Annotated in this window: 9 protein-coding genes; 2 read left to right on the forward strand and 7 right to left on the reverse strand. The window is 75.6% G+C overall.

Annotation, left to right across the window (positions count from 1 at the left end; genetic code table 11):
* Positions 1-139 precede the first annotated feature (139 nt).
* The 6 genes from ACIO9K_RS31895 to ACIO9K_RS31920 form a co-directional block, all read right to left on the reverse strand.
* Positions 140-1,777, reverse strand: coding sequence for an RNA polymerase sigma factor (locus ACIO9K_RS31895; protein ID WP_363623236.1), 1,638 nt, complete (start codon positions 1,775-1,777; stop codon positions 140-142).
* Between the two features lie 454 nt (positions 1,778-2,231).
* On the reverse strand, positions 2,232-3,164 hold the full coding sequence (locus tag ACIO9K_RS31900) for a FadR/GntR family transcriptional regulator (RefSeq protein ID WP_363584519.1): 933 nt from the start codon (positions 3,162-3,164) through the stop codon (positions 2,232-2,234).
* 118 nt (positions 3,165-3,282) lie between these two features.
* Positions 3,283-4,206, reverse strand: coding sequence for a hypothetical protein (locus ACIO9K_RS31905; protein WP_400335056.1), 924 nt, complete (start codon positions 4,204-4,206; stop codon positions 3,283-3,285).
* Between the two features lie 3 nt (positions 4,207-4,209).
* On the reverse strand, positions 4,210-5,691 hold the full coding sequence (locus tag ACIO9K_RS31910; protein WP_400335058.1) for an ATP-binding cassette domain-containing protein: 1,482 nt from the start codon (positions 5,689-5,691) through the stop codon (positions 4,210-4,212).
* Positions 5,692-5,921: 230 nt separating this feature from the next.
* A complete protein-coding gene (locus ACIO9K_RS31915; RefSeq protein WP_350880113.1) occupies positions 5,922-6,680 on the reverse strand; it encodes an NUDIX domain-containing protein in 759 nt (252 codons plus the stop codon).
* Between the two features lie 106 nt (positions 6,681-6,786).
* Positions 6,787-8,910 (reverse strand): glycogen debranching N-terminal domain-containing protein, encoded by a 2,124-nt coding sequence (locus tag ACIO9K_RS31920; RefSeq protein WP_400335124.1) that lies wholly within the window; start codon positions 8,908-8,910, stop codon positions 6,787-6,789.
* 765 nt (positions 8,911-9,675) lie between these two features.
* Between ACIO9K_RS31920 and ACIO9K_RS31925 the strand changes: the two genes are divergently transcribed.
* Positions 9,676-10,989, forward strand: a complete 1,314-nt coding sequence (locus ACIO9K_RS31925) for an alpha/beta fold hydrolase (protein ID WP_400335060.1) — start codon at positions 9,676-9,678, stop codon at positions 10,987-10,989.
* 61 nt (positions 10,990-11,050) lie between these two features.
* Here ACIO9K_RS31925 and ACIO9K_RS31930 read toward each other — a convergent pair whose 3' ends face one another.
* A complete protein-coding gene (locus tag ACIO9K_RS31930; protein WP_400335062.1) occupies positions 11,051-12,631 on the reverse strand; it encodes a DUF4192 family protein in 1,581 nt (526 codons plus the stop codon).
* 228 nt (positions 12,632-12,859) lie between these two features.
* On the opposite strand from ACIO9K_RS31930, the gene ACIO9K_RS31935 reads away from it, so the two are divergent.
* A complete protein-coding gene (locus tag ACIO9K_RS31935; protein WP_400335064.1) occupies positions 12,860-15,055 on the forward strand; it encodes a RecQ family ATP-dependent DNA helicase in 2,196 nt (731 codons plus the stop codon).
* The last annotated feature ends 7 nt before the right edge of the window (positions 15,056-15,062 follow it).

Genomic DNA, 15,062 nt, shown 5'->3' on the forward strand with positions numbered 1-15,062 from the left:
GCAAGACGCTCGGCTGGGATACCCCAGCCGAGCGTCTACGTGATCTACTCACCGTCTGAAACCAAGCGGTGTTGCGACGACCCCTTGAACCTAAGGTGGGGCTCCGGGCCTTCGTCACACGCTCGCCGTACCGGCCTGATCAGTCCAGGTAGTCGCGCAGCACCTGGGAACGCGACGGGTGGCGCAGCTTCGACATGGTCTTCGACTCGATCTGGCGGATGCGCTCACGGGTGACCCCGTACACCTTGCCGATCTCGTCGAGCGTCTTCGGCTGACCGTCCGTCAGGCCGAAGCGCATCGAGACCACGCCGGCCTCGCGCTCGGAGAGGGTGTCCAGCACCGAGTGCAGCTGCTCCTGGAGCAGGGTGAAGGAGACCGCGTCGGCAGGGACGACCGCCTCGGAGTCCTCGATCAGGTCACCGAACTCGCTGTCGCCGTCCTCGCCGAGCGGGGTGTGCAGCGAGATCGGCTCACGGCCGTACTTCTGGACCTCGATGACCTTCTCGGGGGTCATGTCGAGTTCCTTGGCCAGCTCCTCCGGGGTGGGCTCGCGGCCCAGGTCCTGGAGCATCTGGCGCTGGACGCGGGCCAGCTTGTTGATGACCTCGACCATGTGCACCGGGATGCGGATGGTGCGGGCCTGGTCGGCCATGGCGCGGGTGATCGCCTGGCGGATCCACCAGGTGGCGTAGGTGGAGAACTTGTAGCCCTTGGTGTAGTCGAACTTCTCGACCGCACGGATCAGACCGAGGTTGCCCTCCTGGATCAGGTCCAGGAAGAGCATGCCGCGGCCGGTGTAGCGCTTGGCCAGCGAGACCACCAGGCGGAGGTTGGCCTCCAGCAGGTGGTTCTTGGCTCGGCGGCCGTCCTCGGCGATGATCTCCAGCTCGCGCTTGAGCTTGGGAGCGAGCTTGTCGGCGGCCGAGAGCTTGTCCTCGGCGAACAGACCGGCCTCGATGCGCTTGGCGAGCTCGACCTCCTGCTCGGCGTTGAGCAGCGGGACCTTGCCGATCTGCTTCAGGTAGTCCTTGACCGGGTCGGCGGTGGCACCGGCGACGGCGACCTGCTGGGCCGGCGCGTCGTCCTCGTCGTCGTCGGAGAGCACGAAGCCCTGCGACTCCTCCTCGGGCTCCGCCTCCTCGCCCGCCTTGTCGCCGGGCAGCGCGACGTCCTCGAGCAGCTCCTCCTCGCCGATGAGCTCCTCGTCGCCCTTGCCCGCCTTGGCGGCGGTCTTCTTGGCGGCGGTCTTCTTGGCCGGCGCGGCGGTCTTCTTGGCCGCGGCCTTCTTCGCCGGGGCGGCCTTCTTCGCCGCGACCGCCTTCAGCTCGGAGGCGACCCCGGTCGTCTCCGAGGTGATCTCGGCGGACACCGTGGGGGCGGACGCCGTGGCGGCCGCCACGGCCGGGGCCGCGACGGGCGCACCGGGCGCGATCCGCACGGGCGGCTTGGTCGGGGCCGTGGGGGCGGCCGGGCTCCGGGTGGTGACAGCCTTGGTGGCGGTGCGCTTGGTGGGGCTCTTGGCAGCAACGCTCTTGCGCTTGGCGCCGGCCGGTTCGGCCGCGCTGACCATGAGGTCCACCCCCTCCTCAATCAGCACCTGGTTGAGGCTGCGCATGACGTTCTTCCACTTGGTGACCGGGATCTGGTCCGCCTCGAACGCCTGGCGCACGTCGTCACCGGCGATCTGCCCCTGGGCCTTGCCCCGCTCGATGAGCGCCAGCAGAGCTGCGGACTCGGCGATCTCGGGGGGAAGCGAACGGGATGTGCTGGCCGACACGAACAACCTCTCGGACGATGAGTGGACTCGAACCCGTACCGGCCGCCCGAGCGGGCGGGGAAGGAAATCGCGCGTCGGGCGCGCGGTGTCGATTCCGACCGACTCGGGCTTGAGGACTGGGTTTGCAGGACGGCAGCAGCGCCGCGGACCAACACAGCATTGTGACATGTTGAAGTATTCCGGAGCTGCTCCCGCTCAGGAGACATCGCTGCTACTCGTCAAGTGTTACGCATGGCCTTCGTGTCGCGGGTCACACCACTCGGCGCCCGCGGCCACGGGGCCGGAATCCATCATCGCGCACTCGCGCCGAAACCCGTTGTCATGGACGGGGCATCAAACGTTCGGGTCGGACCGCCGGCATGCAGAAGCCCTCCGGCTGCGCCGCGCGGGTGCGGCCGGAGGGCCCTGGAGGAACGGAGGACGGACGGGGCGCCCGCTCACCGGAACGGCCCGCTCAGTGCTCCCGAGGGGCGGGGACGGACGGCTCGATCTCGGGGTGGACGGTGAGCAGCGCCCGCATCGCGGCCTCCCCCGCGGTGCCGTCGCCGGTGCCCAGCGCATCCACCAGCCGGGCGTGCAGGCTGACCGAGGACTCGGAGGCGCGCTCGCAGGAGATGGCCGGCCCGCCCGACACCTGCAGCGCGCCGGCGACGATCCCGGACAGGTGCTCCAGCATCCGGTTGCCGGCCATCTGGAGGATCAGGCCGTGCAGCTCGGCGTCGGCCCGGGCGTAGGTGGAGAGGTCGGCCTGGGCGGCGGCGTGGCCCATGATCTCGACCAGCTCGACCAGCCGCTGCTGGACGTCCTCCCGGCCGTGGCCGGCGGCGAGCCGGGCGGCCAGCGGCTCGATCGCCCAGCGGAGCTCGAACAGCTCCCGGCGCTGCTCGTCCCGCTGCGGGCCGAAGGCGCGCCACTCGATGATGTCCGGGTCCAGCAGGTTCCAGTCGGCGACCGGACGGACCCGGGTGCCGACGTTCGGCCGGGCGCTGACCAGGCCCTTGGCCTCCAGGACGCGCAGCGACTCGCGGACGACTGTGCGGGACACCTCGAACCGCTGGCCGATCTCCTCGGGCACGAGCGGACGGTCGGCGCCCAGGTCGCCGGAGACGATCATCTGGCCGAGCTGCTGGACCAGCTGGCCGTGCAGACCGCGGCCGCGACTGCTGGTGGTCTTGCGGCCGACCCGGGCGAGATCGGACTCGGCGCCCTCCCAACGGGGCGCCGGCGGAGTCGGCCGGTCGGCGTACGAGAAGCGGTCCAGATCGCCGGGGCCGTGGATGGGTCCGTCGGCGGAACGGGCGGGGGTCATGGTGGGGTGCGCAAGGGTACTCACAGCTCCTTTGTCGGCGATCGGCGGGCGCAGCTTGAGAATTCTCGTGAAAAGCACACGAAAGGGTGATCGACCGCGACTGGATAATTGACTTCTTATCAGGAAGAACCGCGCATTACGGTCACTGCTGGTCGATCTTGATGCTTCGGCGCGGCCGCCCCCTCGGCGCCCGGCGTCAGAGCGCGCGCCGCCGGACCTGCACCAGGAGCGCCGCGAGCAGCAGGACGGCCGCGGGCGCCACCACCGCCGCGAGCAGAGCCGGATCCGTCAGCGCCGCGCTCCCAGCCACCGCCTCGTGCCCCCCGCGGTAAACCCAGCCGTAGGCCCATTCGACGCCGGACTGGAACGGCAGCAGCTCGGCCGCACGGGTCGGCCACGGCCTGCCGGTCTCCCGCAGCAGCAGCGCCACACCGGACTCCAGCAGCGGCGGCAACGCGCACAACAGCAGCACCCCGACCGAGGCGCTGCGGGTCAGCGACGCCGTCAGCACCCCGGTCCAGCCCGCCACGACGGTCAGCAGGACGAAGGCCAGCAGGGCCGCCGGCGCCCCGTGGCCGGCCGCCAGCGCCACCGGGGCGAACACGCCCGGCAGGTCGGTCAGGCCCGGCAGGTCGGCCAGGCCGGACAGCCCGGTGGCGGCCAGCGCCTGCGACACCTGGTCCGACAAGGCCGAGGGCTCCGCCCAGGCGGCCACCGTCACCCCGCCCGGCAGCGCCAGCTGCACCGCCACCGCGTCGAGGAGCAGGGTCGCCAGCGCCAGCAGCCCCGCGACGGGACCGACCACCAGCAGCTTGGCCAGCAGCAGTCGCACCCGCCGCGGGTACGACACCTGGGAGGCCGGCAGCCCCGGGTGTCGCACCTCGTGCCCGTACGAGAGCGCGCCCAGCACGCCGGCCCCGAACGCGGCGAACGGCAGCGGGATCAGCGGTACGGCGGCGGTCAGCAGCCGCACCCCGGCCGGGACGGCCAGCGGGCCGGCCGGGGCCTGGCTCGCCAGGACGGCGGCCGTGACGGCGTCGCACAGCAGCACGGCGGCGAGCAGCAGCCAGGTGGAACGCAGGCCGCGCAGGCGGCGCAGCTCGTAGGCCAGGACACGCACGGTTCACTCGCTCCGGTGGTCGTCGGGGGTGGCGGGGCTGACGGGACCGCCGGGGGCCGGGGTCGCGGCCGGGACCTGGGCCCCGGCCGGGCGGCCGAGCCGGACGGTGTCGTCGGTCAGCAGGTCGGCGGCGCTCTCGCGGCGGCCCCTGGTCGGGTCGGGCGCGGGCCTCCCGTCGCCGACAACGGGGACCGGGTCGGGGTCGGGGTCGGGAGCCGGGGCGAGGGCCGACGCGGATCTGGCCAGGGCGCCGGGGCCGTCACGGAACAGCCGCTCCACGACCACGGTCGGGGTGGGCTCGGCGGGCTCGGCCTGGCGGGGGGTGGCGCCGAGAGCGGAGAGGGCGGTCGCGGCCGAGGCGGCCGGCAGGGCGCGGGTGGGCAGCGCCGCCTCGTCCCGGTGGTGGGCGGCCGCCGGACGGGCCTCCGGGCGGCGGGCGCCCCGGTGGCGCGGGACGGTGACGGCCTGGACGTCGGAGGCCGGTTCCTGAGCGGGCTCAGGGCCGGGTTCGGGGCCGGGTTCGGGGCCCGGCTCGGCAGCCGTGGGGCCCGGCTGGACACGGAGGTGGCCGGAGCGGCCCGACGCGACCGGCAGGGCGACCCGGGGCGCCGGCTGCTCGACCACCCGGTCGGCCAGCTCGTGCAGCAGGATGCCGTGGCGATAGGCGAGTTCACCGATCTCGGTACGGTCGACGCCCGCCACCGCGAGGCCCGCGCCGCCGTCCCGCCGCACCTCAGCGCCCTGACTGACCAGCAGGTCGGCCAGCCGCGCCATCTGCGGCCCGCGGACGGCCACTTCGGGGCTGAGCCTGGTCCGGCGGAACTCCGCCACCGGCTGGTCCGCCACCAGCCGGCCGCGGTCCAGCGTGATGACCCGGTCGGCGAGCTGCGCGGCCTCCTGCGGGGTGCGGGTGGTCACCAGGACCGTCCCGCCGGCGACGCCGAACGAGTGCAGGAAGGAGTGGAACCACTCGACGTTGCGCGGGGACAGGCCCTCGGTCGGCGCGTCCAGCAGCAGCGTGCCGGGGTCGCCGAGCAGGGCCGCGGCCAGGGCCAGCCGGCGGTGCATGCCCGGCGAGAAACTGCGCAGCCGCTGCCCGGCGACGGCGGCCAGCCGGGTCTGCTCCAGCAGTTCGTCGGCCCGCCGTGCGGGGGCGCCGACCGCCGCGGCCAGCATCCGCAGGTGGCCGTGCGCCTTGCGGCCCGGGTGGCCCGCCACGGCGGCCGCGCCCGGCCCGGGGCCGGGCAGCAGCACGCCGACCTCGCGCTCGGGGCGGCGCAGCCGGCGGTAGGTGCGGCCGTCGAAGAGCGTGATGCCCTGGCCGCGTTCGAGTTCGAGCATCAGCCGCAGCGCGGTGGACTTGCCCGCGCCCTCGGCGCCGAGCAGCGCGGTCACCATGCCGGGCCGGGCGTCGAAGGTCAGATCGAGCACCGCGGGCGGCGCGCCCTTGCGGTAGACCTTGGTCAGTCCGGTGATCTGGATCATCGCTGCCTGCTCCCATGCCCTCGGCCGACCTGCCCGACGCGGGGCGCCCCCTGGTGTGTTGGCGCGTGCCAGCACGGCCCCGCGCCAGCACATTAGGGGCCGGTGGCGGAGATTCCGGGCATTACGGGAGCGGCGCGGGCCCGTCGGCCACCCACCTCACCCGATCAGGGGACAATCCGATCCTGCGATTCCCGGGTCGGGGGGGGAGTCGGCGGCGGGCCGGGGCCGGGTCAGGACTCCGGGCGCAGCATGGGCGGGTTGAGGACGGTCGCGCCACCCGCGGTGAACAGCTGCGCGGGGCGGCCGCCCTGACGTGTCGTCGTGCCACCGGAGGGCAGCAGGAAGCCGGGGGTGCCGGTGACCTTGCGGTGGAAGTTCCGCGGGTCCAGGACCACGCCCCAGACCGCCTCGTAGACCCGGCGCAGCTCGCCGACGGTGAACTCGGTTGGGCAGAAGGCGGTGGCGAGGGAGGAGTACTCGATCTTGGAGCGGGCGCGTTCCACGCCGTCGGCGAGGATCAGCCCGTGGTCGAAGGCGAGCGGGACGCCGTCGACCGGGCTCCGACCGAGCAGTTCGCCGACCGGGGCCCAGCGGGCGCTGCTGGCGTCGCCGCCGGCCCGGGGGGTCGGCAGGTCGGGGGCGAGGACCAGGTAGGCGACGCTGACCACCCGCATCCGGGGGTCGCGCTGCGGGTGGCCGTAGGTGGCGAGCTGCTCCAGGTGGGCACCGGCCGCGCCGGGGCCGACCGCCTCGTGGCCGGGGGCGGAGTGTGCGCGCAGGCCGGTCTCCTCGGCCAGCTCCCGGGAGGCGGCCTCGGCCAGGCCCTCGTCCGGGCGGACGAAGCCGCCGGGCAGTGCCCAGTACCCCTGGAACGGCGGCTCGCCGCGTCTGACCAGCAGGGCGCAGAGCGCGTGGTCGCGCACCGTCAGCACCACCAGGTCAACCGTGACAGCGAACGGGGGGAAGGCTGACGGATCGTAGCGCGACATGGCGACGATCATAGTCGTCTCTCTGACGATAAGCACAGGCCCGTACACGGACCGCGCCCGGCCCGCCTGAGGTGTCGCCGGAGCCGGGCGGGCCCGGGCAGGGGTGTCAGCGGGCGACCAGTTGCAGTTCCGCGGAGGCCTCCTCGACCATCGCCACGCCGATCCGGCTCACCCGGACCGAGAAGGGCTCGCCGGCGACCCGCAGGCCGGTCAGCTCCAGCTCGCCGAGCGGAGCGGTGCTGGCCGGACGGACCAGGACCCGGCCGCCCGGCACGTCGGGGCGGACCCCGGCGAGCGCGAACACCGCGTGCGCGGCGCCGGCCGCCGAGACCGCTGCCGGGCGGCAGGCGGCCGGGTGCGGCACCGGCGGGCAGCCGGGGATGCGCTGCTCCCCCGCGTACATCTCGGGCAGCCGTCCCTCGTAGTGGGCGGCCGCGGCGAGCAGGCCCTCCAGCAGGGCGCCGGCCTCGTTCTCATGGCCGGCTTCGGCCAGCCCGGCGATCGCCAGCGCGGTCTCGTGGACCCGCACCGCGCCGCCGCGGTGGCCCAACGGGTTGAAGCGGGGGGACTTGGCGCTGAGCGTGCGCAGGCCCCAGCCGCTGTCCAGCTCCGGCGCGGCCAGGCGCTGGGCCAGCAGTCGGGTCTGTTCCCGGTCCAGCAGGCTCTCGTGCCGGCCGCCGTCGGCGGCGAGCCCGTTGTCCAGCAGGTGCACCAGGCAGGAGGCGACGGCCGGCAGCGGCTGGCCGCCGGGAGCCAGCGCGGCGGCGGGGCGGCCGCCGGAGAGGTCGTCGATCCAGAACCGCTCGCGGAAGCGCCCGCGCAGTTCGGCGGCCCAGCCGCGCCACTCCTCGGCGCCGGGGCGGCCGAAGGCCTCCAGCAGTTCGGCGCCGTGCAGGGCGGCGCGGTGGGCCTGCGCCTGGACCTCGGCCCGGGCGGCCACCGGGTGGGCGGCGCGGTCCTCCGCCGGGCGGCTGAGGTCGGTGACGAAGCCGTCGACCAGGCCCTCGCGGAGGGCGGCCAGGGCCCGCTCGGCGGCCGGGAGCAGGTCGGCGGTCTCCGCGCGAGGCAGGCCCCAGCGCCAGGCCTCGGCCAGCACGGTGACGAACAGCAGGGTGGCCTCGGTGGCGGTGCAGGTGGGCGGCAGCTCGGGGCCGCCGTGCCGGAGGGCGCCGGGCAGCAGGCCTTCGGTGCGGCCCGGGGCGGCGGCGGGCTGCTGACGGCGGGCCAGTGCCCGGAGGGTGCCGGCGGCGAGCCGGGTGCCGAGCGGCAGGGTGAGCCGGGCGGCCCAGAGCGCATCGGCCGGGGCGAGGCCGAAGCGCCAGGGCGCGCCGGAGGCCGGGTAGAGGTCGGTAGGGCGGTCCGGGTCGGCGAACAGCAGCCCGCCGAGGGCGTCCAGGGAGCGGGTGACCAGCAGGGCGGCCCGGGCGTCGTCGCTGCGGACCTCCGGTTCGGCCCAGGGCAGCGGCACGCCCGTGCCCCGCCCGCCGGGCGGCCGCGGGCCGGGGGCGGTGCTCTCCAGTTCGGCGCGCAGCTCGACCGACCAGCGGGCGCCGGGTTGCACCTCCAAGTCCCACCGGAGCACCCCGGCCCCGGCCAGCACCGCGTGCGGGGAGGGCTTGGCGCTGACCACCGCGCTGTGCGCCGGGCCGGCCCAGCGCAGCCCGGCGGACTGCACCTGGCCCGGCAGGTCGGCCGGGCGGTGCCCGGCGGCGATCTCGGCGACCGGACCGAGGTCGGTGCCGAGGGCGATCTCCATCGGCAGCCGGGCGGGCCGGCCGCCGGTGTTGCGCACGATGACGGTCTCCACTCCGTCCGCGTGGCGCAGCCGCTCGACGGTGAGCGCCGGGTCCGGGTCGAGGTCGCCGGGGAGCCGGACGGCGCCGAGGAAGCGGGCCTGCGCGGTGCTGGTCAGGGCGCCCTGGAGCGGCAGCGGCTCCATGCCGCCCAGACGCAGCTCCATCCGGGCAAGCACCCGGACGCCGTTGCGGTAGAAGCCGTGCAGGCCGTGGCCGCGTAGCTGGCCGTCCGGTCCGGAGGCGGCCATCGCGGGGGCGTTGACGCAGAGCACCGCGTGGTGGACGGCGGGGGGCTGCGGCCTTGGCGGGGCCGTGAGCCGACTCGGGCCGACGGGTGCCCCCGCCGGTCCGGCCGTCTGGACCTGGTCGGGACGGCCGACCGGTCTCGGCGCGCCGACCACGCTCTCGGCCGGCATGGCCTGTGGTGGCCTCATGGCGGTCACCGGACTCTCCTCCCCTCGGCGGTCCGGTGGCCTGGTCAGGCCGGTGGGCCGCGAGCACGCTCGATCGCGTGCTGATGGTGCCGGGCCGGCGGGGTGCCCCGTCGGCGGGTGTGCCGTGTCTGGCCGTACCCGGTGCCGGGCCGTGCCATGCGGTGCGCGGTACCGGGCCGGTACCGGCGCGCCGCACATTCGCGTCGGGCCCGCCTCGGTGCCCGGCGCGTCGTCAGGTCCGGTGGCCCGGACCGCCGGTGGCGCCCGACCCGTGGGCCGCGGCGGCGGCCGAGCCAGGTGACCCGAGCGGGCCCCGCACGCTCCGGTGCCCCGGCGCCGTGGCCGCCCCGCTCGGCGGGCGATCCGCCCGGAACCTGCCGCCGGACGGCCGTCGGCCGGTCGCCGGGCCCCCGGGGTGAACGCCGCGCACCGCCTCCAGGTCACGCCCGGCGACGGGTGCGGCCCGTCGAGCCCGGCCCGCCGGGCGGTCGTGCCGCAGCCGTCGAGCCGTCACGGTCGGGCCGTCACCGGGCTGCCACCAGGGCGGCGCGGTCTCGCCACCGGGTGGCGGCGGCTGCGTCCCGGCCCGCTGCCTGCCGTGCAACCCGCCCCGGCCCGGCATCGTATGCCTGGCCGAGTGGGCGGTGACCGTCGAACCGGTGCCCGACCGCGGTCAGGATACGGTGCGGGGGTCGCGGCGCCCGCACCCGGTGACCCCGTGAGCCGCGACCTGACCGCTGTGACCAGCAGAGACCGAGGAGTTGCATGTCCACCGTCAGCCGTCTGCCCGGGATTGTTACGACCGACCACGTCTTCCAGGCCCCCCTCGACCACGCCGACCCGCAGGGCGAGCAGATCGAGGTGTACGCCCGCGAGGTGGTGGCCGCCGGCCGCGAGCAGGCCGACCTGCCCTGGCTGGTCTTCCTCCAGGGCGGTCCCGGCGGCAAGGCCGCCCGCCCGCTCGGCCGCGACGCCTGGCTGGAACGCGCCCTCGACGACTACCGGGTGCTCCTGCTCGACCAGCGCGGCACCGGTCGCTCCACGCCCGCGACCCGGCAGACCCTCGCCCGGCGCGGCGGTGCCCAGGAGCAGGCGGACTACCTGGCGCACTTCCGCGCGGACTCGATCGTGCGGGACGCCGAGCTGATCCGCCACCAGCTGCTCGGCGCGGACCGGCGCTGGAGCGTGCTCGGCCAGAGCTTCGGCGGCTTCTGCACCCTCACCTACCTCTCCTTCGCCCCCGAGGGCCTGGCCGAGGCCTTCATCACCGGCGGTCTGTCCGGCCTCGGCAGTTCGGCGGACGACGTCTACCGCGCCGCCTACCCGCGGGTGGTCCACAAGAACGAGGACCACTACGCCAGGTTCCCGCAGGACGTCGAGGCGGTACGGCGGATCGCCGCGCACCTCGCCGCCGCCCCCGCGACGCTGCCCGACGGCGGACTGCTGACCGTCGAGGCGTTCCAGGCCCTCGGGCTGATGCTCGGCGGCGGCAGCGGCTCCGGCACCCTGCACTACCTGCTGGAGGAGGCCTGGGTGGACGGCGCGGCCGGCCCCGAGCTGTCCGACACCTTCCTGGCCGGTGTCCAGGCCAAGCTCTCCTTCGCGGAGGGCCCGCTGTACGCCGTGCTGCACGAGTCGATCTACGGCCAGCGCTCGGTGGACCAGGGCGGCACCGCCTGGTCTGCCGATCGGGTCCGCAAGGAGTTCCCGCAGTTCGACGCCCGGGCGGCGCTGGACTCCGGCGCACCGGTGCTGTTCACCGGGGAGATGATCTACCCCTGGATGTTCGACACCGACCCGGCGCTGCGCCCGCTGAAGGAGACCGCGGACCTGCTGGCCGCCCGCACCGACTGGCCCGACCTGTACGACCCGGCGCGGCTGGCCGCCAACACCGTCCCCGTCGTGGCGGCGGTCTACCACGACGACATGTACGTGGACACCGCCGACTCGCTGGCGACCGCCCGCGCGGTGCGCGGTCTGCGGACCTGGATCACCAACGAGTGGGAGCACGACGGCCTTCGGGCGAGCGGCGGCAAGGTGCTCGACCGCCTGATCAAGCTGGCGCACGGCGAGGCCTAGCGAAGCCCGCCCGGGCCGGGCGGCGAGGCTCCGGACGGCCCCTGACGGACGCCCGGCGAGGTCAGCGCGCATGGTGGGCTCCCCTCGCCGCCCGACGGACGCCCCGGCACCGGTGGCGCCCGGCGGCCGACGGTGCGGCGGCGGCGGCCCGGGACACCACTGTCCGGCCGAGCCGCAGACCCCGGGCGGACCGCTGCCGGGGCACCGGAGCGCACCCGGGCACCGGTAGCAGGGCGAGCGGGCCCGGACCGTCCGAACGCGGCGTCGGCTCGGCGGGGCCGGCCGGGCCGACGGGGCCGTGCTCGGCCGGCCCCGCTGTGGCCTGAGCCGCCTTCGAGGCCTTCCGGCGGGCAGGCCGGCGGCGGCGTGAGGCCCCCGCCGGCCCGGGCAGCCCCGACGGCCCACCGCGGCCAGCCTGGTTACCACCCGGGCCCTCGGCGGGCGCCGGCCCCGGTTCGCCGCCGGGCGCCGGCACGGGCCCACCCGCCTCGCGCCGCCGACGCTGCGCCTCGACCGCCGCGAGCAGCGCGTCGGGCGTCATGCCGTCGTTCAACGACTCGTACAGCAGCTCGGCCAGCAGGTAGGACGGGTCGAGCCGGAGGACGTGGCCCAGCACGACGCGGGCCGTCGCGGTGTCCCCCGCCACCCAGGAGGCCCAGGCCAGCAGGGTGAGCGGGGCCACCGCACAGCCCTCGTAGGGCGGCACGGCGCGCCGGGCGAGGAAGCGCCAGAGCCGCTCGGCGGGCGCGAGCTCGGCGGGTCGGGTGTACTCGACTCCGCGATCCCGGGTGAGGCGGTCCCGCAGGGCGACCAGCAGCCGGGCCGCCCGCTCCTCGTCGAGCTCCCGGGCCCCGGCCGCGAACTCGGCGAAGGCCTGGTCGAGCAGGTCGGCGCCCTGCTCCTGGACGGACGCGCCCCCGGAGCCCCCAGCGCCGTCAGCACCGTTGGCGGCCTCAGCGGCCTCGGCCCGGGCGAGCGCCGCGCGCTGGGCCTCCGCCCCCGGCGGGCCGATCGGGGCCAGCCCGCCGATGATCGCCTTCCGGCTGCCACGCGGCGCGAGGCCGGCGAACGCCGCGGCGGCGGCCGCCGGGCCCGGGCCGGGGGCACGGCGGATCGGGTTGCCCGCCGGATCGCAGCACCCGGCGCGGCGGCAGAGGAAGGACCACCAGCGGCCGTCCGAGACGCAGAGCGACTCTTTGACGGCCACCCCCCTGCGCCCGAAGGCCGCGCGGAGGTCGCCCGCCAGCGGCCGCAGGCCGTCCACCACCGGAGGGGCGTGCGCCGTGGTCGGATCCTGGCAGAGGTAGAGGAGCACTTGGACCGGCCGCTCGCCGTGCCGCTCGGAGAGCGCGACCAGCAGGGCGGCCGTCTCCTCCGCCGCAGCCGGCCACTGCTCGGGCGACTCCGGGACGTCCGCCCGGATCACTCCGCCCTGGTGCAGGTCGGGGCCCTGGAGGCCGACCGCGACGATGCTGTCGTCGGGGTAGAACCCCAGGAGGTAGGGCAGCAGCTCGGCCATGTCGGCCGGGCCGCGCATGGTGACCGGCCGGTGGCCGGAGGACGGGCCGAGGGACAGGGTGACGCGCTCGTTGTTCATGACGCTCCCGTTGTTCATGACGCTCCGGTTGTTCGCGGCGTTCATGACCGGAAGCGTGACGCAATCCGAGAGACGCACCGGATTTTTCTCTTTTCCTGTGGATAACCCCGCCCTCGTTTTCCGCTTCCCTCATTCGGCGCACACCGCGCCCACTCCCCCGGGTGATTAGTCGGCGGCCGTTCAGCTGATGAGCTGATGAAATACATCCGGCCTCCACCTCTCCGCAGCCCCGGCATTCGCCCCATGTCGGCGGCTCGGGGTTACATGGACGCCATGCAGCAGTCCGAGAACCACACCACCGCCACCGCCGACCGCGCCGAGGTCCGGGCGCGGGCCGAGGCCGTCCTGCGCGAGCTCGCCGGACCCGGTGCCGCCCTGCGCGAGGACCAGTGGACGGCCATCGAGGCCCTCGTGGTCGACCACCGCCGCGCCCTGGTCGTGCAGCGCACCGGCTGGGGGAAGTCCGCGGTCTACTTCATCTCCACCGCCCTGCTCCGGGCCCGGGGCGCCGGGCCGACGGTGATCGTCTCCCCGCTGCTCGCCCTGATGCGCAACCAGGTCGAGTCGGCGGCCCGGGCCGGCATCCACGCCCGGACCATCAACTCGGCCAACACCGACGAGTGGGACGAGATCCAGGCCGAGGTCTCCGCCGGGAAGGTCGACGTCCTGCTGGTCAGCCCCGAGCGGCTGAACAACCCCGACTTCCGCGACCAGGTGCTGCCCAAGCTCGCCGCCTCCACCGGCCTGCTCGTGGTCGACGAGGCCCACTGCATCTCGGACTGGGGCCACGACTTCCGCCCCGACTACCGCCGGCTGCGCACGATGCTCGCCGAGCTCCCGCTCGGCGTCCCGGTGCTGGCCACCACCGCCACCGCCAACGCCCGGGTCACCGCGGACGTCGCCGAGCAGCTCGGCACCGGCAGCACCGACGAGCACGCCCTGGTGCTGCGCGGGCCCCTCGACCGGGAGAGCCTCACCCTGGGCGTGCTGCCCCTGCCCGACCCGGCGCACCGGCTGGCCTGGCTCGCCGACCACCTCGACCGGCTGCCGGGCTCGGGCATCGTCTACACCCTGACGGTGGCCGCCACCGAGGAGGTGACGGCCTTCCTCCGCGAGCGGGGCTTCCCGGTGGCCTCCTACTCCGGCCGCACCGAGGACGCCGAGCGCCGCACCGCCGAGGCCGACCTGCTGGCCAACCGGGTCAAGGCGCTGGTCGCCACCTCCGCGCTGGGCATGGGCTTCGACAAGCCCGACCTGGGCTTCGTGGTGCACCTGGGCTCGCCCAGCTCGCCGATCGCCTACTACCAGCAGGTCGGCCGGGCCGGGCGCGGCGTCGACCGGGCCGAGGTGCTGCTGCTGCCCGGGCGCGAGGACGAGGCGATCTGGCGCTACTTCGCCTCGCTGGCCTTCCCGCCGGAGGAACAGGTGCGCCGCACCATCGACGCACTGGCCGAGGCCGGCCGCCCGCTGTCCACCGCCGCGCTGGAGCCCCGGGTGGACCTGCGCCGCACCCGGCTGGAGACCATGCTCAAGGTGCTCGACGTGGACGGCGCCGTCCGCCGGGTCAAGGGCGGCTGGACGGCCACCGGGCAGAGCTGGGCGTACGACACCGCCCGGTACGCCAAGGTCGCGGCCTCCCGCGAGGCCGAACAGCGGGCGATGCGCGAGTACGCGGCGACCACCGGCTGCCGGATGGAGTTCCTGCGCCGCCAGCTGGACGACGAGCAGGCCCGTCCATGCGGCCGGTGCGACAACTGCGCGGGGCCGCTGCACACCGCCGAGGTCTCCGCCGAGGCGCTGGACGCGGCCCGGGCCGCCCTCGGCCGCCCGGGCATCAGCTTCGAGCCGCGCCGGCTCTGGCCCACCGGGATGGACTCCCTCGGCGTGCCCCTCAAGGGCCGGATCCCGGCGGGCGAGCAGGCCGAGAACGGGCGGGCGCTCGGCCGGCTGTCCGACATCGGCTGGGGCAACCGGCTGCGCACCCTGCTGGCCGACCAGGCCCCGGACGTACCGGTCCCCGGAGAGGCCGTGGACGCCCTGGTCGCGGTGCTCGCCGACTGGGCCCGCGGCCCCGGCGGCTGGGCCGGGCCCGCGACGGCGGACGGCGCCCGGCTGGAGCGGCCGGTCGGCGTGGTGGTCATGGCCTCCTCGACCCGCCCCCAGCTGGTGGGCAGTCTCGGTGCGCGGATCGCCGAGATCGGCCGGCTGCCGCTGCTCGGCCGGATCGAGTACGCCGACGGTCGGCCCCCGCACGGCGCGCGCAGCAACAGCGCCCAGCGACTGCACTCGCTGGCCGGCGCGCTGACGCTGCCGCCGGAGGTGGCGCAGGCGGTGGCCGAGGCCGGCGGGCCGGTGCTGCTGGTGGACGACCTCGTCGACTCGGGCTGGACGGTCACCGTGGCCGCCAGGCTGCTGCGCCGTGCCGGGGCGAGCGCGGTGTTGCCCCTGGTGCTGGCCGTGCAGGGGTGACCGGGCG

This window comes from Kitasatospora sp. NPDC087271 (assembly GCF_044744605.1).
Lineage (GTDB): Bacteria > Actinomycetota > Actinomycetes > Streptomycetales > Streptomycetaceae > Kitasatospora.

Bases quoted from the DNA above. Each gene is read 5' to 3' on its own strand.
- ACIO9K_RS31935 (WP_400335064.1), top strand. From the start codon at position 12,860: ATGCAGCAGTCCGAGAACCACACCACCGCCACCGCCGACCGCGCCGAG.
- ACIO9K_RS31930 (WP_400335062.1), bottom strand. From the start codon at position 12,631: ATGAACGCCGCGAACAACCGGAGCGTCATGAACAACGGGAGCGTCATG.
- ACIO9K_RS31920 (WP_400335124.1), bottom strand. From the start codon at position 8,910: ATGAGGCCACCACAGGCCATGCCGGCCGAGAGCGTGGTCGGCGCGCCG.
- ACIO9K_RS31925 (WP_400335060.1), top strand. From the start codon at position 9,676: ATGTCCACCGTCAGCCGTCTGCCCGGGATTGTTACGACCGACCACGTC.
- ACIO9K_RS31915 (WP_350880113.1), bottom strand. From the start codon at position 6,680: ATGTCGCGCTACGATCCGTCAGCCTTCCCCCCGTTCGCTGTCACGGTT.
- ACIO9K_RS31910 (WP_400335058.1), bottom strand. From the start codon at position 5,691: ATGATCCAGATCACCGGACTGACCAAGGTCTACCGCAAGGGCGCGCCG.